The sequence below is a fragment of the Rhizobium sp. BK418 genome (assembly GCF_004341105.1).
Classification (GTDB): Bacteria; Pseudomonadota; Alphaproteobacteria; order Rhizobiales; family Rhizobiaceae; genus Rhizobium.
The window spans coordinates 520,612-542,825 of record NZ_SLZK01000001.1; the positions used below are offsets into that span (position 1 = coordinate 520,612).

Annotated in this window: 24 protein-coding genes; 13 read left to right on the top strand and 11 right to left on the bottom strand. The window is 58.4% G+C overall.

Translation table 11 applies throughout. From position 1 onward, the window contains the following. Nucleotides 1-24 precede the first annotated feature (24 nt). Nucleotides 25-549, bottom strand: coding sequence for a DUF992 domain-containing protein (locus EV281_RS02640; protein ID WP_132651378.1), 525 nt, complete (start codon nt 547-549; stop codon nt 25-27). 186 nt (nt 550-735) lie between these two features. Here EV281_RS02640 and EV281_RS31010 point away from each other — a divergent pair, with 186 nt between their 5' ends. Then, on the top strand, nt 736-909 hold the full coding sequence (locus EV281_RS31010) for a hypothetical protein (protein ID WP_165911825.1): 174 nt from the start codon (nt 736-738) through the stop codon (nt 907-909). 104 nt (nt 910-1,013) lie between these two features. Here EV281_RS31010 and EV281_RS02645 read toward each other — a convergent pair whose 3' ends face one another. The 4 genes from EV281_RS02645 to EV281_RS02660 form a co-directional block, all read right to left on the bottom strand. Then, on the bottom strand, nt 1,014-1,787 hold the full coding sequence (locus tag EV281_RS02645) for an amino acid ABC transporter ATP-binding protein (RefSeq protein ID WP_132651379.1): 774 nt from the start codon (nt 1,785-1,787) through the stop codon (nt 1,014-1,016). 15 nt (nt 1,788-1,802) lie between these two features. Continuing rightward, nucleotides 1,803-2,948 (bottom strand): amino acid ABC transporter permease, encoded by a 1,146-nt coding sequence (locus tag EV281_RS02650; RefSeq protein ID WP_132651380.1) that lies wholly within the window; start codon nt 2,946-2,948, stop codon nt 1,803-1,805. A 1-nt stretch (nt 2,949) separates the two neighbouring features. Further along, the gene (locus EV281_RS02655) at nt 2,950-4,152 is read right to left on the bottom strand and encodes an amino acid ABC transporter permease (RefSeq protein ID WP_132651983.1); all 1,203 of its coding nucleotides are present in this window, start codon (nt 4,150-4,152) and stop codon (nt 2,950-2,952) included. A gap of 100 nt (nt 4,153-4,252) precedes the next feature. After that, entirely contained in the window at nt 4,253-5,278 is a 1,026-nt protein-coding gene (locus EV281_RS02660; protein WP_132651381.1) for an amino acid ABC transporter substrate-binding protein, read from the bottom strand. Nucleotides 5,279-5,655: 377 nt separating this feature from the next. Between EV281_RS02660 and EV281_RS02665 the strand changes: the two genes are divergently transcribed. Then, nucleotides 5,656-6,846 (top strand): cystathionine beta-lyase, encoded by a 1,191-nt coding sequence (locus tag EV281_RS02665; RefSeq protein WP_132651382.1) that lies wholly within the window; start codon nt 5,656-5,658, stop codon nt 6,844-6,846. A gap of 15 nt (nt 6,847-6,861) precedes the next feature. On the opposite strand, the gene EV281_RS02670 is transcribed toward EV281_RS02665, so the two are convergent. Both EV281_RS02670 and EV281_RS02675 read right to left on the bottom strand, forming a co-directional pair. Beyond that, the gene (locus tag EV281_RS02670; RefSeq protein ID WP_132651383.1) at nt 6,862-8,010 is read right to left on the bottom strand and encodes an FAD-dependent monooxygenase; all 1,149 of its coding nucleotides are present in this window, start codon (nt 8,008-8,010) and stop codon (nt 6,862-6,864) included. Between the two features lie 26 nt (nt 8,011-8,036). Beyond that, entirely contained in the window at nt 8,037-8,282 is a 246-nt protein-coding gene (locus EV281_RS02675; RefSeq protein WP_007827409.1) for a zinc-finger domain-containing protein, read from the bottom strand. A 146-nt stretch (nt 8,283-8,428) separates the two neighbouring features. Here EV281_RS02675 and EV281_RS02680 point away from each other — a divergent pair, with 146 nt between their 5' ends. The 6 genes from EV281_RS02680 to clpA all read left to right on the top strand — a co-directional run bounded on the left by EV281_RS02680 (nt 8,429) and on the right by clpA (nt 14,290). After that, nucleotides 8,429-9,214 (top strand): alpha/beta hydrolase, encoded by a 786-nt coding sequence (locus EV281_RS02680; RefSeq protein ID WP_132651384.1) that lies wholly within the window; start codon nt 8,429-8,431, stop codon nt 9,212-9,214. Between the two features lie 131 nt (nt 9,215-9,345). After that, nucleotides 9,346-10,179 (top strand): serine O-acetyltransferase, encoded by an 834-nt coding sequence (cysE, locus tag EV281_RS02685; protein ID WP_132651385.1) that lies wholly within the window; start codon nt 9,346-9,348, stop codon nt 10,177-10,179. A gap of 136 nt (nt 10,180-10,315) precedes the next feature. Then, complete coding sequence (locus EV281_RS02690; protein WP_132651386.1) at nt 10,316-10,519, top strand: DUF3126 family protein; 204 nt, start codon at nt 10,316-10,318, stop codon at nt 10,517-10,519. A gap of 289 nt (nt 10,520-10,808) precedes the next feature. After that, entirely contained in the window at nt 10,809-11,177 is a 369-nt protein-coding gene (locus EV281_RS02695) for a phasin family protein (protein WP_132651387.1), read from the top strand. Nucleotides 11,178-11,439: 262 nt separating this feature from the next. Continuing rightward, nucleotides 11,440-11,793 carry an ATP-dependent Clp protease adapter ClpS gene (gene clpS, locus EV281_RS02700; RefSeq protein ID WP_112568291.1) on the top strand — a complete coding sequence of 118 codons (354 nt, stop codon included), beginning with the start codon at nt 11,440-11,442 and terminating at the stop codon, nt 11,791-11,793. A 10-nt stretch (nt 11,794-11,803) separates the two neighbouring features. Beyond that, nucleotides 11,804-14,290, top strand: a complete 2,487-nt coding sequence (gene clpA, locus EV281_RS02705; protein ID WP_132651388.1) for an ATP-dependent Clp protease ATP-binding subunit ClpA — start codon at nt 11,804-11,806, stop codon at nt 14,288-14,290. 90 nt (nt 14,291-14,380) lie between these two features. Here the strand turns inward: clpA and EV281_RS02710 are convergent, their stop codons facing one another. The 4 genes from EV281_RS02710 to EV281_RS02725 form a co-directional block, all read right to left on the bottom strand. Continuing rightward, nucleotides 14,381-14,809 carry an HIT family protein gene (locus EV281_RS02710; protein ID WP_132651389.1) on the bottom strand — a complete coding sequence of 143 codons (429 nt, stop codon included), beginning with the start codon at nt 14,807-14,809 and terminating at the stop codon, nt 14,381-14,383. Between the two features lie 54 nt (nt 14,810-14,863). Further along, a complete protein-coding gene (locus tag EV281_RS02715) occupies nt 14,864-16,066 on the bottom strand; it encodes a GNAT family N-acetyltransferase (RefSeq protein WP_132651390.1) in 1,203 nt (400 codons plus the stop codon). 78 nt (nt 16,067-16,144) lie between these two features. Continuing rightward, nucleotides 16,145-16,864 carry a glycerophosphodiester phosphodiesterase gene (locus EV281_RS02720; RefSeq protein WP_132651391.1) on the bottom strand — a complete coding sequence of 240 codons (720 nt, stop codon included), beginning with the start codon at nt 16,862-16,864 and terminating at the stop codon, nt 16,145-16,147. Further along, a complete protein-coding gene (locus tag EV281_RS02725; protein ID WP_132651392.1) occupies nt 16,864-17,331 on the bottom strand; it encodes a RidA family protein in 468 nt (155 codons plus the stop codon). Before EV281_RS02725 ends, EV281_RS02720 begins: the two co-directional genes overlap by 1 nt. A gap of 150 nt (nt 17,332-17,481) precedes the next feature. Here EV281_RS02725 and EV281_RS02730 point away from each other — a divergent pair, with 150 nt between their 5' ends. From EV281_RS02730 to frr, 5 genes are all read left to right on the top strand, one after another. After that, nucleotides 17,482-18,321 carry a cell envelope integrity EipB family protein gene (locus EV281_RS02730; RefSeq protein ID WP_132651393.1) on the top strand — a complete coding sequence of 280 codons (840 nt, stop codon included), beginning with the start codon at nt 17,482-17,484 and terminating at the stop codon, nt 18,319-18,321. 528 nt (nt 18,322-18,849) lie between these two features. Then, nucleotides 18,850-19,617 (top strand): 30S ribosomal protein S2, encoded by a 768-nt coding sequence (rpsB, locus tag EV281_RS02735; protein WP_132651394.1) that lies wholly within the window; start codon nt 18,850-18,852, stop codon nt 19,615-19,617. A 240-nt stretch (nt 19,618-19,857) separates the two neighbouring features. Continuing rightward, nucleotides 19,858-20,784 carry a translation elongation factor Ts gene (tsf, locus tag EV281_RS02740; protein WP_132651395.1) on the top strand — a complete coding sequence of 309 codons (927 nt, stop codon included), beginning with the start codon at nt 19,858-19,860 and terminating at the stop codon, nt 20,782-20,784. Nucleotides 20,785-20,879: 95 nt separating this feature from the next. Next, nucleotides 20,880-21,602: a UMP kinase gene (pyrH, locus tag EV281_RS02745; RefSeq protein ID WP_132651396.1), complete on the top strand. Its 723-nt coding sequence runs from the start codon at nt 20,880-20,882 to the stop codon at nt 21,600-21,602. A gap of 51 nt (nt 21,603-21,653) precedes the next feature. Continuing rightward, on the top strand, nt 21,654-22,214 hold the full coding sequence (gene frr / locus EV281_RS02750) for a ribosome recycling factor (RefSeq protein ID WP_132651397.1): 561 nt from the start codon (nt 21,654-21,656) through the stop codon (nt 22,212-22,214).

Below are 22,214 nucleotides of genomic sequence, written 5' to 3' on the forward strand. Positions count from 1 at the left end.
CTGCGGTTCTCCAACCTTGCCGACTTAGCTTGCGGGTGTAAGCGTCAAGGACGTGCCTGTTGCGGCAACATTGACACCGAGCTGGCCGGTGACGCTGATGACCTGCAGATGGATCGATCCGGAGGTGCCGCCGAATAGCACGTTGGTGCCGATGCCGCCAACCAGCGTGGCTTCCGCGGTTGCGCCCTGGTAGAGACCGGCCAGCGAGCCGCGATGATAGCCGGCTGTCGGTGCAAAGACCGCCCAGAGCAGGCGACCACGCGTGGTGAAGCCGAGATCGACGCCAAACTTCCGCAGCGCGCCGGTGTAATGTTCAGGCGCTTCGCTATTGCTCGTCGGCTGAAAGACGCAATCGATCTGCTTGGCGGAGCCGAGCACATAACCGATGCCGCCGCCGATATCGCAAGCGAGGTAGCCGATCTTGACGCCCCCGCTCACATCAGGCTCGATAGGCGGGCTCCTCCGTACCAGATCCGCTGCACTGGCGCTCATCGCGAATGCCTGAAGCAACGAAGCTGCTGCGATTGTGGTCGCGATCATCTTTTTCATTTCCGTCTCCTTTGGATATGGCACGAAAGATATAGCGCCGGCTTTGTCATAACCAAGGCGGTAAATTATCTGCCTTCATTTTGGTTCCAGCTGTTGCCTGTGCGACGCTGCCGCTGGCATCTTTGATGGAACCGTATCCGCCTGCATCGGTTGTCCAGATGTCCATTTCAAACAATGGAGATCGGAATGAGCAAGACCAATGTAGACGACATCCGCAAGCGCTCGGAGCGGCAGGTGGAGAATACCAGTGCCGGAGGACACCTTGGCGGGACTTATTTCGGCCAGCAGCCGGACGGAAAAACAGCCTCTTCCAGTAGTACCGAGGCGCGGAAGTCCCGTGCGAATGACGGAAGCAACTGACAGAGATGCTTGTGACCGTCGCAGCCGCTTCAGGAAGCCGTAGCTGCCACGCTCTTAGCTTCCGCCGGCCATCAGCCGGCGGGCTTTATTCCATATATGTTCGATCAGTGCAGGATCTGGCTGAGGAATAGCTTTGTGCGTTCGTGCTGCGGATTGTCGAAGAACTCGGCCGGCGAATTCTGCTCGACGATCTGGCCCTGATCCATGAAGATAACCCGGTTCGCGACCTGACGGGCAAAGCCCATTTCGTGCGTGACGCAAAGCATGGTCATGCCTTCCTCGGCAAGGCCCACCATCGTGTCCAATACTTCCTTGATCATTTCCGGATCGAGTGCCGAGGTCGGCTCGTCGAACAGCATGATCTTCGGGTTCATACAGAGCGAGCGTGCAATCGCGACGCGCTGCTGCTGACCACCCGACAGCTGGCCCGGATATTTATTAGCCTGCTCGGGGATCTTGACGCGTTTCAGGAAATGCATGGCGATTTCTTCCGCCTGCTTCTTCGGCATCTTGCGCACCCAGATCGGCGCGAGCGTGCAGTTTTCCAGGATCGTCAGATGCGGGAAGAGGTTGAAGTGCTGGAACACCATGCCGACTTCGCGGCGCACTTCGTCGATCTTCTTGAGGTCGTTGGTAAGCTCCGTGCCGTCGACGATGATCTGGCCTTTCTGATGCTCTTCCAGACGGTTGATGCAGCGGATCATCGTCGACTTGCCCGAACCCGACGGACCGGCAATGACGATGCGCTCGCCGCGCATGACCTTCAGGTTGATGTCACGAAGAACGTGGAAATCCCCGTACCACTTGTTCATGTTGATGATCTCGACGGCAACTTCGGTCGTCGACACGGTCAACTTCTTTGTCTGGGCTTCTGCCATTGCGTGTTCCTGTTCTTATCGTTTGTGGCCGGTGTCGAGATGACGTTCCATGAATGCTGAATAGCGCGACATGCCGAAGCAGAAAAGCCAGAAGGTAAAGCCGGCGAAAATCAGCCCGGACAGCGGCGTCACAGCGGTTGCCCAGTTCGCATCAGTAAAATTGAGGCGAACGATGCCGAGCAGGTCGAACATGCTGATGATCGACACCAGCGAGGTGTCCTTGAACATGCCGATAAAGGTGTTGACGATGCCGGGGATGACCAGCTTGATCGCCTGCGGCATGATGATCAGCCGTATCTTCTGCCAGTAGCCGAGGCCGAGCGAATCTGCGCCCTCGAACTGACCCTTCGGAATGGCTTGAAGTCCGCCACGAATGACCTCGGCCATATAGGCGGAGGCGAAGATCGATACACCCACGATCGCACGCAGCAGCTTGTCCACCGTCCAGCCCGCCGGCAGGAACAGCGGCAGCACGACGCTTGCCATGAACAGTACGGTGATGAGCGGCACCCCGCGCACGACTTCGATGAAGATGACGCAGACCATGCGGATGACCGGCATTTTCGAGCGTCGTCCAAGCGCCAGCAAAATGCCGACCGGGAAGGACACGACGATCCCGACGAAGGAAAGCACCAGCGTTACCATTAGTCCGCCCCAGAGCGGGGTCTCCACGGTTTCGAGGCCAAAGCCGCCGTAGAGCAGGACGAAGGAGACGATCGGCAACACGATGAAAAGCAGGACGGCGTTCAGGCCCTTGCGCGGCACCGATGGGATGAGCATCGGCACGAGCAACAGCACAAAGAGAATGCCGACCAATGTCGGCCGCCAGCGCTCGTTGAGCGGATACCGCCCATACATGAATTGGTCGAACTTGGCGTTGACGAAGGCCCAACAGGCCCCGCTCCAGCCATCCGGTTGGATACCACCCTGTACAGTCGTGGCGCAGAAGGTGCGGTCCGGACCGCTCCAGACCGCCTGCACGAACAACCAGTTGATCGCATGCGGCAGCGCCCAGCCGAGGAAGGCCAGTGCCAAAATGGTGAAGATGATATCCTTCGGCGTCGCAAGCAGGTTGCGGCGTATCCAGGCGCCCGCTCCCTTTTCGCCCGGGGGAGGCGGTTCCTGTGCCAGCATGGTGGTTCTGACGAAACTGTCGCTCATCTTATCTCTCCACCAATGCCATCTTGGCGTTGAACCAGTTCATCAGCAGCGAGGTCACGATGCTGATGGCGAGATAGATGACCATCCAGATGAGAATCACTTCGACGGCCTGACCGGTCTGGTTCAGCGTCGTGCTGCCGACGGCAACGAGATCGGCAAAACCGATGGCGATCGCCAGCGACGAGTTCTTGGTGAGGTTCAGATACTGACTGCTCAGCGGCGGAATAATGATACGGAAGGCCTGCGGAATGACCACCAGCCGTGTGATCGATGAAGGATGCAGGCCAAGTGCGGCTGCTGCCTCCGTCTGGCCTTTCGGCACGCCTCGGATACCAGAGCGCACAATTTCGGCGATGAAGGCAGCCGTGTAGAAGGAAAGCGCCAGGAACAGCGACATGAATTCTGGGCCGACCACGGAACCGCCGCTCAGATTGAACTTGCCGGCGACTGGAAAATCGAAGGAAAGCGGCGCACCTGCGAGCAGGAAGGCAATGAGCGGCAGGCCGATGATGAGGCCGACCGAGGCCCAGATCGTGTGGAACGGCTGGCCGGTCGCAGCCTGCCGGCGATGTGCCCAGCGGGCAATCACGATTGTGGCGATGATCGCAATGATGAAGGCAATACCCACGAACCAGAAGTTCTCTCCGAAGATCGGTTTCGGGAAGGAAAGACCGCGATTGTTGAGGTACGAGCCGAAGGGCAGATGCAGCGATTCACGGGCATTGGGCAGGACCGCCAGAACGCCAGAATACCAGAAGAAAATCACAAGCAGCGGCGGAATATTGCGGAAGACCTCCACGTAAACGGTGCAGAGCTTGGCGATCAGCCAGTTCCGTGACAGGCGGCCGATACCGACGATGAAGCCGATGATCGTCGCAGTGATGATGCCGGTGACCGCGATCAGCAGCGTGTTCAGGAAGCCGACGAGAAGCGCGCGGCCATAGGTCGAATCGCTCGAATAGGCGATCAGCGACTGGCCGACTTCAAAACCGGCGCGGCCATTCAGAAAGCCGAAACCCGATGCGATGTTGGCGCGTGCAAGATTGACGGCCGTGTTGTGTGCAACAGACCAAATGAAGGCAACCAGCAATATGATGGTAAGAGCTTGGAAGAAGATGCCCCGAACGTTCGGGTCGTAAAGGGCGGACTGAAAACTCCAGCCGCTCTTGGGTATAGGTGTTCGATCCGCAACCTGATGCGTCATGCCTGGCCAATTCCCCACGTTATGCGCTCCTTTTCGGAGCTTTTTTATAGAGGAGGAAAGGCGGTCGCCCGCCTTTCCGGCTTTTCATGCGTCGCGCCGACTAGCGAACCGGCGGAGCGTACTGAATGCCGCCCTTATTCCAAAGAGCATTGAGGCCGCGTGCGATCTTCAGCGGGCTGCCCTGGCCGATGTTCTTCTCGAAGACTTCGCCATAGTTGCCGACGTTCTTGACGATATTGTAGGCCCAGTCGTTCGTCAGGCCGAGGTCGGTACCGATCTTCGTATCGGCTTCAACGCCGAGGAAGCGCTTGATATCCGGGTTGGGTGAGTTCTTCATCTCGTCGACATTGGCCTTTGTGATGCCGAACTCTTCGGCGTTGATCATCGCATAGCCGACCCAGCTGACAATATCGAACCACTGGTCGTCACCCTGGCGAACGGCCGGAGCGAGCGGCTCCTTGGAGATGATTTCCGGCAGGATCATGTGTTCGTCGGGGTTTTTCAGCGTCAGACGCAGCGAGTAGAGGCCCGACTGGTCGGTCGTGTAGACGTCGCAACGGCCGGAGTCGTAGGCGGCGTTGACTTCGTCAAGCTTCTCGAAGACCACCGGGTTGTACTGCAGGTTGTTGGCCTTGAAGTAGTCGGCGAGGTTGAGTTCGGTCGTGGTGCCCGACTGAACGCAGACGGATGCGCCGGAGAGTTCGAGCGCCGACTTCACGTTCAGGCTCTTGCGAACCATGAAGCCCTGGCCGTCATAGTAGTTGACGTAGCGGAAGTTCAGGCCGAGAGCGGTGTCGCGGTTGATTGACCACGTCGTGTTACGAGCGAGCACGTCGATTTCGCCCGACTGAAGGGCCGGGAAGCGGTTTGCAGCGCTGAGGGGGGTGAACTTCACCTTGTTGGGGTCACCGAAGACTGCAGCGGAAATTGCGCGGCAGAAATCGACGTCGAAGCCCGACCAGTTGCCGGACGCGTCAGGGGCAGCAAAGCCGGCGAGACCGGTGTTGACGCCGCATTGGATGAAACCTTTTGCCTTTACGTCTGCGAGAGTCGTGGCCGAAGCGGCCGAAGCGCCAAGAACGAAAACTGCTGCGCCGACTGCTGCGGACAGGAGCTTGTACTTCATTTTTCCCAACCTTTTTCCGTTGTCTTATCTTTATCTTTTCGGGGAGTGGCCGGCTTAAAATTACCCGCTTACCTCCCCGTTTCCCCGCAACCCTCCCGGCGCGAGTGGGTCTATCACAGTCGCAAATGTCACTATGGTCAAGTGTCGCGGCCGATAATTGCGGGAAATTTCAGCATTTTGGTAGATTACGCCGTACGCACGAGCATTTGGCTAGAAATTGAGCGCCAAGGTGACGAAAAATAGCGCGGAAATCCCGAAATAAAGGCCGCCGGTTTCATAGGGTGAAATATGACGTCAAGTTGTAGGGGTTGACCCCGATGGCGACGGGGTTCAAAAGTTCGGCCTTTGCATACCCTCGCCAAAAGGCCATTTCCCACATGAAAGATCTAGACAGTCTCCTGCCGGGCGCCGGCGTAAACACCCGTCTTTCCCACATCGGCTACGATCCCACCGATTACCACGGATTCGTCAACCCGCCGGTGGTGCGCGCTTCTACAGTGCTCTTTCCCAATGCCAAGTCCATGGAGACGCGCGACAAGAAGTATACCTACGGCACGCGCGGTACGCCGACGACCGATGCCCTTGCCGAAGCGATCAACGCGCTCGAAGGCTCTGCCGGCACGGTGCTGGTGCCCTCCGGCCTTGCCGCCGTCACGGTCGCAGTGCTTGCCTATGCGGCGACGGGCGATCATATGCTCGTGGTCGATTCCGTCTACGGCCCGACACGTCATTTCTGCGATACGATGTTGAAGCGTATGGGTGTCGAGGTTGACTACTTCGATCCGGCGATCGGCGCTTCAATCGAAACGCTGATCAAGCCGAATACCACGGTCGTGCTGACCGAGGCTCCTGGCTCCAATACCTTCGAAATGCAAGACATCCCGGCCATCGCGGCTGTGGCACACAAGCACAATGCCGTCGTGCTGATGGACAATACCTGGGCCACGCCTCTTTATTTCCGCCCGCTGGATCACGGCGTCGATGTCTCCATCCATGCCTCGACTAAATATCCATCGGGTCATTCCGACATTCTGATGGGGACCATCTCCGCCAACGCCGAACACTGGCCGCGACTGATCGACGCGCATGGCACGCTCGGCCTCTGTGGAGCGCCAGATGATTCCTACCAGATCCTGCGCGGCCTTCGCACCATGGGCATCCGGCTGGAGCGCCACTACGAAAGCGCACTGGCGATCGCTACCTGGCTGGAAAATCGCGAAGAAGTTGCCCGCGTCCTACATCCGGCCCTGCCGAGCTTCCCGTCGCACCACATCTGGAAGCGCGACTTCAAGGGTGCCAGCGGCATCTTCTCTTTCGTGCTCAAGGCCGGTGATGCGCAGAAGGCCAAGCCGAAGGCGCACGCCTTCCTCGATGCGCTTTCCTATTTTGGACTGGGCTATTCCTGGGGTGGCTATGAAAGCCTTGCCGTGCTGGTCAATCTCTCGGACCGGAAAATCGCCAAGGCGCCTGCCGAAGGTCCGGTTATTCGCCTGCAGATCGGGCTCGAAGATATCGTTGACCTCAAGGCCGATATCGAGCGCGGTTTTGCCGCCGCCAACGCCGTCTGATTAGCCGCCATCTGGTCAGCCGATCGGGCGGTAACCGTAGATCCAGTCGAGATCCGCCGCGAGGCTCTGCGGTGGTTTCAGCGACAGCACGATGTCACGGCCGAGACGGATCGGGCCGCGCGCATGATAGGCAAAGCGATTGAAGGCGCCCCGTTGACGCAGCTTCGTGATGCGCGGCGTGCGATGTCTTTCGAAGACAGAAATGGCTTCCGAAACCGGGCGGGTGGCAAGGAAGGCCGCAAGCTCGAAGGCATCCTCGATCGCCATCGCCGCGCCCTGCGCTGCAAAGGGCATCATTGCATGCGCAGCATCGCCGATCAGCACGGTTTTGTCTCCATCCTGCCATCTGCCTGGTGTCGCCTCGAAGAGCGGCCAGAAGGTAATGTCATTCCGGTCTCTCAATAACTCCACAATCGCTGGGTGCCAGCGCCGGAAGCGGGACTGCAGAAGCTCCTGCTGCGCCAGCGTCGGCTGACCCTGCCAGGCCTCCGGCGCGATATTGCCGGCGGTGATCGCCACCATATTGAAGCCGCCGGTTTCCTTGAGCGGGTAGCAGACCATATGCGCCGAGGAGCCGAGCAGCGCTGAAACGCTCGCCCTGTCGACAAGGCCCGGTGCCGCGGCCTCCGCGATAGTGAAGCGGAAGGCGATATTTCCGGAAAAGCGGGGGGCAGGGGCGCCCGCTATTGCCTGCCGTAATCTCGACCAGACGCCATCCGCACCGACAATCACATCGGCCGGGCGTCGACCCAACGGCAGATCCGATTCGAAACGCGTGCCGAGATGCAGCGTGCACAGCGGATTGGCGAAAACTGCATCCAAAAGGGCCTTCTGAAGCGTCTTACGGTGCAGGACGCCGTAGGGCGCTCCCCAGCGATTCCGGGCGAAACTTCCCACAGGCACTGCCGCGAGCTCACGCAGAGAGCTGCCGGACATCAGCCGGATGGATTGCGGCTCGAGCCAGAGACTCGTCAGCCCTTCGAGCACGCCAAGCTCGGAAAGCACGCGCGATGCGTTGGGGGAAATCTGCAAGCCGGCGCCGACTTCGGCAAGCTCAGGCGCCTGTTCAAAAATATCGGAGCTGATGCCGCGTCTTGCGAGCGCAAGAGCGGCCGTCAGGCCCGCAATTCCAGCGCCGATGATGGCGGCATGTTCGACCGGCATTGGACGTCCGATCTAACGAGGCGACTTTACGCTGCCTTGACGTGGAAGACGCAGCCGGGCGGGTTGGTCTGGTTGGACTTCAGCGAAGCATTGTAGCGATAAAGGGTCGAGCAGTAAGAGCAAACCTTCTCGTTGTCATCACCCATATCGATGAAGATATGTGGATGGTCGAAGGGAGCGGATGCGCCGGTGCACATGAATTCCTTGACACCGACTTCGATAACCCGGTGACCGCCGTCGTTCTGGAAGTGGGGAATGCTATGGCCGGCCATGTCTGTCTCCGAATGCTTTGAAATTCTGCGCGGACCTTATAGGCCTTCGAAGCAAAAGTGTAGTGCCAAAGCATGGCTCAGTTGCGAGTTTTTGGCTTCACGCTGAAAGGCCGCTCGACTATGGTCGCCGCAAAAAGGACGGCCCAATGAACCTTAATACGCCTGCATTTTCAAGCTTCACTCACGATGGATTAAAACTCGCCTTTTTCGATGAAGGCGATCCATCCGGCCCGCCGGTGTTGCTGATCCACGGTTTTGCCTCCTCGGCCAATGTCAACTGGGTTCATCCGGGCTGGCTGAAGACGCTCGGCGACGCCGGCTATCGCGTAATCGCCATCGACAACAGGGGGCATGGCGCCAGCGACAAGCCGCGCGACGCCGAAGCTTATAGGCCGTGGTTGATGGCAGGCGATGCGATCGCTCTGCTTGATCATCTCGGCATTCCCGAAGCCAATCTGATGGGTTATTCCATGGGCGCGCGCATCTCCGTCTTTGCAGCGCTCGCCCATCCGCATCGCGTTCGTTCGCTGGTGCTCGGCGGTCTCGGTATCGGCATGACGGACGGGGTGGGTGACTGGGACCCGATCGCCGATGCGCTGCTTGCGCCCTCGCTGGCCGACGTCACCCATCAGCGCGGCCAGATGTTCCGCGCCTTTGCCGACCAGACGAAGAGTGATCGCCAGGCGCTTGCCGCCTGCATCAAGGGTTCGCGCGATCTGGTTGCCCGCGCCGACATGGGCAAGATCGACGTGCCCACGCTGATCGGCGTTGGAACGAAAGACGACATTGCCGGTTCTCCTCAGGAGCTTGCGGCGCTGATGCCGGATGCCGAAGCGTTGGATATTCCGGGCCGTGACCACATGCTCGCCGTCGGTGACCGAGTATTCAAGAAGGCGGTGCTGGAGTTCTACGCCAGGGTTGCCGTTGGCTGATGTCACCGGCAGGTGACATAAACGTGATTTCAGGAAAAACGCGCTAAACTTGCGTGCCCGAGGCACCCATTTATGTTATCGGCGTTTTCCTCTATATAATCGCATTCCAACGGGAAATGAGGAGACCGGCAATGGTCGCGAAGACGGATATCCGCACGCTGGACGCAGCCCATCCGCTGAAGGTGATGGATCCCATCTGGGATAGCCTGCGCGAAGAAGCGCGCCTTGCCGCGGAAAGCGATCCGGTGCTGGCCGCCTTCCTCTATTCGACGGTGATCAATCATCGCTCGCTCGAAGAATGCGTCATTCACCGCATATGCGAGCGTCTCGACCATCCCGATATGCAGGCAAATCTCCTGCGCCAGACCTTCGAGGAAATGCTTGAGGATTGGCCGGAATGGGGCTCGATCCTGCGCGTGGACATCCAAGCAGTTTATGACCGCGACCCCGCCTGCTTGCGCTTCATGGAAGCCGTTCTCTACTTCAAGGGTTTCCACGCGCTGCAAACGCATCGGCTGGCACATTGGTTGCTGAACCGCGGCCGTCGCGATTTTGCACTTTACTTGCAGAGCCGTTCCTCCAGCGTCTTCCAGACGGACATCAACCCCGCCGCCCGCATCGGCAAGGGCATCTTCCTCGACCACGCGACCGGCCTCGTCGTCGGCGAAACGGCCGTCATTGGCGACAATGTGTCCATCCTGCACGGCGTGACGCTCGGCGGTACCGGTAAGGAAGGCGCTGACCGTCATCCGAAGATCGGCACGGGCGTGCTGATTGGCGCAGGCGCAAAGATACTTGGCAATATCGAGATCGGCTTCTGCTCGCGCGTTGCCGCCGGTTCCGTCGTGCTGAAGCCGGTTCCTCCGAAGACCACGGTAGCAGGCGTGCCTGCCAAGGTCGTCGGTGAGGCGGGCTGCTCAGAACCAGCGCGCATCATGGATCAGGTAATCGGCGCCGATATCTGAACTTTCATTGGAAAAATGGGAAAAACTGCCTAAATCCTGGCAGGGAGCGTGGTTGCTAATACGATCTCGCAACCTTTACAGCGCTGCTTTACCTGTGCAAGAAGCGGCCAACGAGATCGCTTACGGAGATGAAAGAGTGAAGCCTGAAGAAATCAAGAAACTCGACGCCTATTTCAAACGCACGCTGAACCCGCAGATGGTGGTGAAGGCGCGTCCGCGCAAAAATGACTCCGCGGAAGTCTATCTCGGCGAAGAATTTCTCGGCGTCATCTATATCGATGATGAAGACGGCGACCGGTCCTACAATTTCTCGATGGCTATCCTCGACGTCGATCTCTGACCATTTATGACCTCATCGAAAAGCCGGGCATCGCTAGCTGATGTCCGGCTTTTTTAGCGTTATGGAATGCTAATCCATCCCGGTGTTAAAATTTCTGATAATCTTCTGGTTGCAGCCACCTGATATATTTTAGCAAAATCAATAAAAGACGAACGTGCCCGGAAAACCGGTCTTTCACGCCGATGCTTGGCGCAACTACTGGATGTTTTGCGTCGCACAAGACTACTTGACTCTTTGTGCGTTGCAGCTACCCTTTGCTCACAACAGCCAACTGGAGGATGGTGTGGCCATGTTCAATTTCGAAGACGCAAACCGGAAGAGCAAGGAAGCAGTGGATACCATGCTCAAAACCTATTCTGATACCGCCAAGGGGTTCCAGGCGATCGCCTCTGAGGCCGCCGATTATTCCAAGAAGTCCTTCCAGGATGCTGTCACCCATTTCGAGACGCTGTCGGGCGTAAAGAGCTTCGAGGCTGCCTTCGAACTGCAGAGCAACTATGCAAAGTCGTCCTATGAGGCTTTCGTTGCCGAGGCGACCAAGCTCGGCGAAATGTATGCCGACCTTGCCAAAAATGCTTATAAGCCCTACGAAGCACCGATGGCCGCTGCTGCGGCAAAAGTTTCGAAGGCCGCTCCGGTAACCCCCGCAGCCGCATAAATCTTGTGGCGCACTGCGCGCCGCCTATTGAAAATCAAAGACCGGCACCGCATTTGCGGCCGGTCTTTTTTGTTTCCTGAAGCACTCCCGGTTTTTACGCAGACTTTTTTGGCCTTTGCGTCAAGTCCTGCGGAATTGTGATTGCAGTCAAAAACAAGGGGCTTAAAATCGCTCCATTATGAACTACCTTAGTGTTTCAGATATTCGGCGGGAAAGCACACCTCCCATGCTGCCTGCCGGATTGATTGAGGAATGAATGACAATGATCGCCAGACCGATCCGGATGCAGAACGATAGCGAAAGGAACGGGGACAACGGAAATCGCGGAACCTCGGTCATCACACGCACCAAGCCGAAGACCAAGAAACCTAATCTCTATCGCGTACTGCTCTTGAATGACGACTACACCCCAATGGAATTCGTCATCCATATCCTGGAGCGTTTTTTTCAGAAGGATCGAGAAAGTGCCACCCGCATCATGCTGCATGTCCACAACCACGGCGTCGGCGAATGCGGAATATTCACATACGAGGTAGCGGAAACAAAGGTGAGTCAGGTGATGGATTTTGCCAGGCAGCACCAGCATCCGCTGCAATGCGTCATGGAAAAGAAGTGAGGAACTGAACGTGCCAACATTTTCGCCTAGTCTTGAGAAGGCGCTCCATCAGGCACTGACTTTTGCCAACGAGCGGCATCACGAATATGCGACGCTCGAGCATCTGCTGCTCGCCCTGATCGACGATGCCGATGCGGCCGCGGTCATGGGTGCTTGCAATGTCGACCTCGACGCACTCCGTAAAACACTCCTGGAATACGTCGATAACGAACTCTCCAACCTGGTCACCGGTTATGACGAGGACTCCAAGCCGACTTCCGGCTTCCAGCGCGTCATCCAGCGCGCGGTGATCCACGTCCAGTCTTCCGGCCGCGAGGAAGTGACCGGCGCCAACGTGCTCGTCGCGATCTTCGCCGAGCGCGAAAGCCATGCTGCTTATTTCCTGCAGGAGCAGGAAATGACCCGCTACGACGCGGTCAACTACATCTCCCACGGCATCGGCAAGCGCCCCGGCGCCTCCGAAAGTCGTCCGCCGCGCGGTGCGGAAGAAGAGTCCGAATCCAAGCCGACCGCACGTGGCAACGAGGAGGAAGGCGGGTCGAAGAAGCAGCAGGATGCGCTGAAGGCTTACTGCGTGAACCTCAACGAAAAGGCCAAAGGCGGCAAGATCGACCCGCTGATCGGCCGCAACGCAGAGGTGAACCGTACCATCCAGATCCTGTGCCGCCGCTCCAAGAACAACCCGCTTTATGTTGGTGATCCCGGCGTCGGCAAGACGGCTATTGCCGAAGGCCTCGCCAAGCGCATTGTCGAAGGCAAGGTACCCGAGGCTTTGGCCGACGCAACGATCTTCTCGCTCGACATGGGCACGCTGCTCGCTGGCACCCGCTATCGCGGTGACTTCGAAGAGCGTCTGAAGCAGGTCGTCAAGGAACTGGAAGAATATCCGGGTGCCGTGCTCTTCATCGACGAGATCCACACCGTCATCGGTGCCGGAGCGACGTCTGGCGGCGCAATGGATGCCTCGAACCTGTTGAAGCCGGCTCTGTCTTCGGGTGCGATCCGCTGCATCGGTTCGACCACCTATAAGGAATACCGCCAGTTCTTCGAGAAGGACCGGGCTCTGGTCCGCCGCTTCCAGAAGATCGACGTCAACGAGCCGTCCATCGATGATGCGATCGAGATTATGAAGGGCCTGAAGCCCTATTTCGAAGAATACCATCATCTGCGCTACTCGAACGAGGCGATCAAGACTGCCGTCGAGCTTTCGGCCCGTTACATTTCGGACCGCAAGCTCCCGGACAAGGCCATCGACGTCATCGATGAGACCGGTGCCGCCCAGATGCTGCTCCCGCCGTCCAGGCGCCGCAAGCTGATCACCGAAAAGGAGATCGAAGCGACGATCGCGACGATGGCGCGCATTCCGGCGAAAACCGTCTCGAAGGACGACGAAGCCGTTCTTGCCAATCTCGAGCAGGAATTGCGCTCGGTGGTCTATGGTCAGGATGTGGCAATCGAAGCCCTGTCCACCTCGATCAAGCTGGCGCGTGCGGGTCTTCGCGAGCCGAACAAGCCGATCGGCGCCTATGTCTTCTCCGGCCCGACCGGCGTCGGCAAGACGGAGGTCGCCAAGCAGCTTGCTGCCTCGCTCGGAGTCGAAATACTCCGCTTCGATATGTCGGAATACATGGAGCGGCATACGGTTTCCCGTCTGCTCGGTGCACCTCCCGGCTATGTCGGCTTCGACCAGGGCGGCCTCTTGACCGATGGCGTCGACCAGCATCCGCATTGCGTGGTCCTGCTCGACGAAATCGAGAAAGCGCATCCGGATATTTATAATATCCTGCTGCAGGTTATGGACCATGGCACGCTGACCGACCACAATGGCAAGAAGATCGATTTCCGTAACGTCATCCTGATCATGACGACCAACGCGGGTGCTTCGGAAATGGCTAAGGCCGCCATCGGCTTCGGTTCGTCCAAGCGCACCGGTGAGGACGAAGAGGCTCTGACTCGCCTGTTCACACCGGAGTTCCGCAACCGCCTCGACGCGATCATCCCGTTCGCGGCGCTGCCGACGGCCGTCATCCACAAGGTCGTGCAGAAGTTCATCATGCAGCTGGAAGCTCAGCTTTCCGAACGCAACGTCACCTTCGACCTGCACGAGGATGCGATCGCCTGGCTGTCTGAAAAGGGTTACGACGAGAAGATGGGCGCCCGCCCGCTATCCCGTGTGATCCAGGAAAACATCAAGAAGCCGCTGGCGAACGAAATCCTCTTTGGCAAGCTGAAGAAGGGCGGCGTCGTCAACGTCACCGTTGGTCCGAAGGAAGACGGCAAGCCTGGCCTCATCCTGGAAGCGATTCCGGATACGGCGCCTATCAAGCCGAAGCCGGAAGCCGAACTGGTTCATCCGGAAGCGGTCGATGAAGATGGTGAGCTGAAGACCAAGCCGGTCAAGAAGACAAAGGCCAAGACCGTGCCACGGCCTGAACCGGAAGTTCGCGACGCCCCCAAGAAGGGCTCGACGGTTCCGAAGGTCCCGCGCAAGAAGTAAGCCTTCGACGCTAGAGAATAAAAAAGGCCGTTGAAAGCGGCCTTTTTTATTTGCGTTAAAACATATCGCGCAAATCTGGCGGTATCTGCGTTACGCGAGTTCGGCCTTGATCTTCTCGGCATTGGCCGCCAGCACTGCGCCATCTTCCATCCTGCCGGAATGAGGCTTCAGCGCCACGCCCTCATGCCGTGGAATGACATGGAAGTGCAGATGGAAGACTGTCTGACCTGCTGCCGGCTCGTTGAATTGTGCGATGAAGACGCCATCGGCGTCGAAGGCGTCCTTCACCGCATTCGCGACTTTCTGGACGACCGTGATCGTATGGGAAAGGGAGGCCGGGTCGGCATCGAAGATATTGCGGGAAGGCGCCTTCGGCAGCACCAGAACATGGCCCGGCGCCTGCGGCATCACATCCATGAAGACAAGGGTCTTGTCGTCTTCGTAGACGCGATGCGACGGGATCTCGCCGCGCAGAATCTTGGCGAAGATGTTGTTGTCGTCATAGGCGGCGCTGGTCATGGCGAAATCTCCTCGTGTTTGCCTTGATCGCGTAGCGCGGCGGGGGCAATCGCGTCAATCCTCCTGCAGACGCTTGCCCTTGCGGAAAGGTGTATGCTCGCTCAGCATCTCATTCATATATTCGACATCCTCGCGCTCACGCTTAAGATAGTCGGCAACTGCGCGGCGCAACCCCGCATGGGCAATATAGTGCGCCGAATGTGTTGTCACCGGCAGGTAACCACGCGCAAGCTTATGTTCGCCCTGCGCCCCCGCCTCCACCCTCTTCAGGCCTTTTTCAAGGGCGAAATCGATCGCCTGATGGTAGCAGACCTCGAAATGCAGGAAAGGGTGATCCTCGATGCAGCCCCAGTGCCGTCCGTAGAGCGTATCGCCGCCGATGAAGTTAATGGCGCCGGCTATATAACGGCCATCGCGTTTAGCCATCACCAGCAGGACGTCGTCGGCCATGCGTTCGCCGATCAGCGAATAGAATTTACGCGTCAGATACGGCCGGCCCCATTTGCGGCCTCCCGTATCCATGTAGAAGGCGAAGAACTGGTCCCAGATGCCTTCAGTCAAATCCTTGCCCGTCAACCAATCGATGGTAATGCCGTTTTCGACGGCTGCCCGCCGCTCCTTGCGCAGCGCCTTGCGCTTGCGGGAGGCCAGCGTTTCCAGGAACGCGTCGTGATTAGCGTACCCTTCATTGATGAAATGGAACTGCTTGTCCGTGCGATGCAGATAGCCGTCGGTTTCGAAGACCGACATCTCCTCCTTGGGCACGAAGGTGATATGGGCCGAGGAAATATCGAGGCGGCGCACGACCTCCTTAAGGCTTTCCGCCATGGCATTCTGAAGCGGAAGGCGCGCAAAGCCTTCTGCCACGAGCAGGCGAGGGCCGGTTGCGGGCGTGAAGGGGATCGAGCATTGCAGCTTCGGATAATAGCTGCCGCCGGCGCGTTCAAAGGCGTCGGCCCAGCCGTGGTCGAAGACATATTCGCCCTGGCTGTGGTTCTTGAGATAGCCGGGCAGGGCACCGACCAGTTCACCCTTGCCCGTCTCCAGAAGCATATGATGGCCGAGCCAGCCGGTCTGCGCAGTGGCCGAGCCGGATTCTTCCAGCGACGAGAGAAAGGCATGCGAAACGAAGGGGTTATACGCGATGGTATCGCAGCCCCTCGACGCCCCCGAAAGCCTGGACCAGCGCTCGGGAGAGATTTCGGTGAATGATCGCTCGATGCGAATGGAAAGTTCGTCTGACGATTCGTCTGTCATGAAGCAATGCGAAGCCGTTGGGAGGAGGGAGCGGGCTCCCTCCCTAGTCTGCGCATGATCTTGTCGAAAAAGCGAGCGTCAAACTGCCGCGCGCGGATCGAAGCCTTCGAAAGTCATCTGGTCGGCGTGGTCGAAAGTCCGCTTGCGTGCCTCTTCGTCGCGCACCGTCCATGTGATAACCGGAACGCCGCAATCGCGCTGAGTGGTGATGAACGGGTTCGGCAGGTCGCCATAGTAATAGGAGATGAAGTCGAGACCGAGCCTCATCGCCTTCTCATGCGTGGCATATTCCTCCGGCGTATTGCCGTTGGCCGTCAGACCGACCGGGTAGGGCGCGTTGAGATCCTTGAGGTCCTTCAGCAGCCAATGGTCGAAGCTCATCAGCGCGACTTTGCCTTCATAGCCCTCAAGCACTTCCAAAACGGTTTCGGCAAAGCCTTCATCGTCGGCATCACGCCCCTTGAGTTCCAGCACCAGCGGGACCTTGCCCTGGACGAGATCGAGGAGCTGCTTCAGCGTCGGCACCTTGTCCTTGGTGCCGCCGACGGCGATCAGTCCGAGCTCCCCAGAAGTCCGCTCACGTACGTCCCCCTTGAGATTGCAGAGACGTTCCAAATCTTCATCGTGAAAAATGACCGGAACGCCGTCAGAGGCGTAATGCAAGTCGCATTCGATGGCAAAGCCCGCTTCGACGGCGCGTGAAAAAGCCGACAGCGTATTTTCCCAGATGGCATTGTTGAGGTCGTGGTAGCCGCGATGTGCAATCGGCAGCTCTTTGATCCATGCGGCATTCGTCATTATGCGATTTCCATGATAGCATCGATTTCGACTGCGGCACCGAGCGGCAGGGCTGCCATGCCGACCGCGGCGCGGGCATGTTTGCCGGCTTCGCCGAGCACGCCGGCGATCAGGTTCGAGGCACCGTTGATGACAAGGTGCTGCTCGATGAATTCAGGCGCCGAGGCGACGAAGCCGTTGAGCTTGATAACGCGGCGGATGCGGCCGAGGTCGCCGCCAAGCGCTGCCTTTGCCTGCGCGAGAATGTTGATGGCGCAAAGCTCGGCGGCGCGTTGGCCGGCAGCAACATCGACATCCTTGCCGAGATGGCCCGACACGGCGACCTTGCCGGCTTCGAGCGGCAGCTGGCCGGAAATGGTCAGAAGATTGCCGCTGATGACATAGGGGACATAGTTGGCGGCAGGTGCTGCAGCTTCGGGCAGGGTTATCCCCATTTCCGACAGTCGCGCGGCGATTTGATCGGACATTTTCGTCTCCGCTTTTGTTGTCAATTCTTCAAAAATTAGGCATCAAGACTAGAATCTTTAATGTGACAGTTTCGAGCCTCGACTTGGCCGCCTCGATTTGGCCGAAACAGTTCTTATAACATCGCGGACGAGTTCAACAGGAGTTAATGAATGTTCCGATCGTCACTTGCCGCTCTTCTCCTCGCAAGCGTTTACGCCAATGCATCGGCGGCCGCGCCGGCGACGAGTGCTGCGATCGCGACCGGGCTCGTCGCTCACCGCGCCGTCTATGACCTGGAGCTGAAGGACGCTTCGGAGCGCTCCGGCATTTCCGCCATGTACGGCCGCATGGTCTATGAGTTCGACGGCAACTACTGCGAAGGCTTCACCACCAATTTCCGCTTCGTCACCCAAATTGACACCGGCGATAGCGTGCGCGTCAGTGATCAGCAGACAAAGACTTTCGAAAGCCTGAAGGATGGCAAGTTCACCTTCGATACCAAGTCCTTCACCGACGACCAACTCGACAAGGAAGTCAACGGCGCAGCCGAGGACAAGCCGGAGGGTGTGAAGGTCGATCTCACGCAGCCGGCCAATCGCGAACTGCAGCTCGCCGAAAGCCGCTTTCCGACGGAGCACATGCTCGATGTCATCCAGAACGCCAAGGACGGCAAGCGCTTCTTCGAGGCTCGCGTTTTCGACGGTTCCGACGATGGCGACAAATCCCTGGTGACCACGACCATCGTCGGCAAGCTGGAAACCCCGGTTACGGATGAGGCCGATGCCGGCAATGCCGGCCAGTTCTCCAAGACGGCATTCTGGCCGGTGACGATTTCCTATTTCAACGAGAACGCCAAATCCGATACGCTGCCCGTCTACCGCATGTCTTTCAAGCTCTATGAGAATGGCATTACGCGGGATCTGACGATGGATTACGGCGATTTCGTCTTGACTGGCAAGCTCTCGAAACTCGAGCTCCTCGACAAAAAGCCCGCGCCGACCTGCCAGTAAGGCAGCTTCTGCGATAAGCTTAAGCACCTGTTATAAAACAGTATTTCTAGGTCAGCTAAGCTGTCGCCCCGCAGATGAGTCTTCGCGGGCCGGCCTTTGTGGAAATCTGCCTTTCCGGTCCTGCATAGTGGAAGGCCCATTTGCTCCGACAATGGGTTTGTAATTCGTTAGACTAATTGCGCCACAAGCCGAGAAAGACGAGCGGTACCGATCTCGCAACTGTCCAGAATGCTTCCCTGCCGGTCGAGATCGATGCCGTGCTGCCGATTCCGGATGTAGGCGTGATGCTGTCGCTATTGAACATGCTGGCAAGTTGAGGCGCTAGCGTCTATATAGTTGCCACACGGATCCAGGCAGATTTTTTGCCGCAAGCCTTGCTTTTGCAGAAAATCGAATGTAAGGCCACGCGCATTCCACACGTAAGGCATGGGATCGTCCGGGAGAAATCCGGCTTTTCCGCCCGGTGGCATCTTCGAAGAGGATGCTGTTCGCCTTGCGGAGGTTCAACCGGAAAAGGAGTAACAAGGCATGGCATTGCCTGATTTTTCTATGCGCCAGCTGCTTGAGGCAGGCGTCCACTTCGGTCACCAGACGCACCGCTGGAACCCGAAGATGAAGCCGTACATTTTCGGCGATCGTAACAACATCCACATCATCGACCTGGCTCAGACCGTTCCGATGCTGTCGCGCGCCCTGCAGGTCGTCTCCGACACCGTTGCCCGTGGCGGCCGCGTTCTTTTCGTCGGCACCAAGCGCCAGGCTTCCGAGCTGATCGCTGACTCGGCCAAGCGTTCTGCCCAGTACTACGTCAACTCGCGTTGGCTCGGCGGCATGATGACGAACTGGAAGACGATCTCCAACTCGATCCAGCGCTTGCGCAAACTCGACGAAATCCTCGCCTCCGAGCAGTCCGGCTACTCCAAGAAGGAGCGCCTGAACCTCGAGCGCGAGCGCGAAAAGCTCGACAAGGCTCTCGGCGGTATCAAGGACATGGGCGGCACGCCGGACCTGATGTTCATCATCGACACCAACAAGGAAAAGATCGCGATCGACGAAGCCAAGCGCCTCGGCATCCCGGTCGTCGCCATCATCGACTCGAACTGCGATCCGGACCTGATCGACTATCCGATCCCGGGCAACGACGACGCTTCGCGCGCCATCGCTCTCTACTGCGATCTCATCGCCCGCGCTGCGATCGATGGTATTGCTCGTCAGCAGAGCGGATCTGGCCGCGACCTCGGCGCATCGACGGAAGTTCCGTTCGAGCCGGCGCTCGATGAGGCAGCCGAAGCCTGATAAAAGCGGGTGGAGCAAAGCTCCGCCCAAGCTTGCAGAGATTGGGGAAGGCCGCTCGCGACTCTCAGAAGTTCGGCGGCCTTGCCTGTTTCAGGCGGAAGCTGTGACTGCTTTTGCCGACGTGAGTTCTGTTATGACGCGTCTTCATAACGCTGTCATACATACAGGTACATTTCGTGCCTCAATCCGGTGCCGCACCGCGTTCTGCGGGCCACCGTATAAACCGACAAGAGGAAGCTTATGACCGAGATTACGGCTGCACTGGTGAAGGAACTGCGCGAAAAGTCCGGCGCAGGTATGATGGACTGCAAGAAGGCGCTGACCGAAACGAACGGCGATATCGAAGCAGCGATCGACTGGCTGCGCGCCAAGGGGATCTCCAAGGCCGACAAGAAATCCGGCCGCGCCGCCGCTGAAGGCCTGGTTGCCATCGCCGGCGCCGGTCACAAGGCTGTTGTCATCGAACTCAACTCCGAAACCGACTTCGTTGCCCGTAACGATGCCTTCCAGGATCTCGCTCGCGGCATTGCCGAAGTTGCGCTCTCCACCGACGGCACGGTCGAAGCCATTTCGGCTGCGACCTATCCGGCATCCGGCAAGCCGGTCGCCGACACCATCAAGGAAGCGATCGCAACCATTGGCGAGAACATGACGCTTCGTCGCGCGGCCAAGCTGGAAGTCGAGCACGGCGTCGTGGCGACCTATATCCATAACGCTGCCGGCGACGGCATCGGCAAGCTCGGCGTTCTCGTCGCGCTGAAGTCGGTCGGTGACAAGGCTGTTCTGAGCTCGATCGGCCGCCAGGTTGCCATGCACATTGCTGCGACCAACCCGCTGGCGATCCGTGCTGAAGAAGTCGATGCTGCCGTCGCTGAACGCGAACGCAACGTCTTCATTGAGCAGTCCCGCGAATCCGGCAAGCCGGAAGCCATTATCGAGAAGATGGTCGAGGGCCGGATGCGCAAGTTCTTCGAGGAAGTCGCTCTTCTCTCGCAGTCTTTCGTCATCAACCCGGACCTGACGGTTGGAGCTGCCATCAAGGCAGCCGAAAAGGAAGCCGGCGCTGCAATCGAGGTCGTCGGCATGGCTCGCCTGCTTCTCGGCGAAGGTGTCGAGAAGGAAGAGTCCGACTTCGCAGCCGAAGTCGCGGCTGTCGCCAAGGGCTGATCCTTCAGCCATATTTGGGAAAACCGAAGGGCATCGCGTGACAACGCGATGCCCTTCGTGTATCGGGCATTTGCGGCAATTTACGAGGAGCCAACATGACGTCGGAACCAATCTATAAACGTGTTCTACTCAAGGCTTCCGGGGAAGCCATGATGGGTGCCCAGGGTTTCGGGATCGATGTTGCGGTGGCAGACCGTATTGCGTCTGACATTGCCGATGCAAGGCAGATGGGCGTCGAAGTCGGCGTGGTTATCGGCGGCGGTAACATCTTTCGCGGCGTGGCCGTTGCATCCAAGGGCGGCGATCGCGTCACTGGCGATCACATGGGCATGCTCGGCACCGTCATCAACGCGCTGGCGCTGGCAACATCGCTGCGCAAGCTGAACATTGACACGGTGGTTCTGTCGGCAATCTCCATGCCGGAAATTTGCGAAAGCTTCTCGCAGCGCGCCACGCTCTATCACCTGTCGCTTGGCCGGGTGGTGATCTTCGCAGGCGGCACTGGCAATCCCTTCTTCACAACTGATTCTGCTGCGGCACTTCGCGCCGCCGAAATGGGCGCTGAGGCGATCTTCAAGGGCACGCAGGTGGATGGCATTTATACCGCCGACCCGAAGAAGGATCCGACTGCGACTCGTTTCGACCACTTGAGCCATAAGGAAGTTCTGGACAGGGGCCTTGCCGTGATGGATGTCGCAGCCGTTGCGCTGGCGCGAGAAAATTCCATTCCGATCATTGTTTTCTCGATCCACGAGAAGGGGCGTTTTGGTGAAATCTTGACGGGCGGTGGTCTCAAGACCATCGTATCCGACAACTGATAGGGGGCTGTGCCGCTGCAGGCGCAAATCCTCTGAGACGGGAGCATAGACATGAGTGAAGGTATCGACGTCAAGGAACTGAAGCGCCGCATGGACGGTGCCGTTTCCGCGTTCAAGAGCGACATTGCATCGCTGCGCACTGGCCGAGCTTCGGCAAATATTCTCGATCCGGTGACGATCGAAGCCTATGGTTCGCGCATGCCGCTGAATCAGGTTGCCAATATTACCGTGCCCGAGCCGCGCATGCTGACGGTATCCGTCTGGGACAAGAGCATGGTCGGCGCCGTAGACCGAGCGATCCGCGAATCGAATCTCGGCCTGAATCCGATCGTCGACGGCCAGAACCTTCGCATTCCGCTGCCGGAGCTCAACGAGGAGCGCCGCAAGTCGCTCGTTAAGGTGGCGCACGACTATGCTGAAAAGAGCAAGGTTGCGATTCGCCATGTTCGTCGCGACGGCATGGACGGCCTTAAGAAAGCCGAAAAGGATGGCGTAATCGGTCAGGACGAAAGCCGGGCACAGTCGGACCGCGTCCAGAAAATGACGGATGAGACGATTTTGGAAATCGACCGCTTGCTTGGCGAGAAAGAAAAGGAAATCATGCAAGTCTAG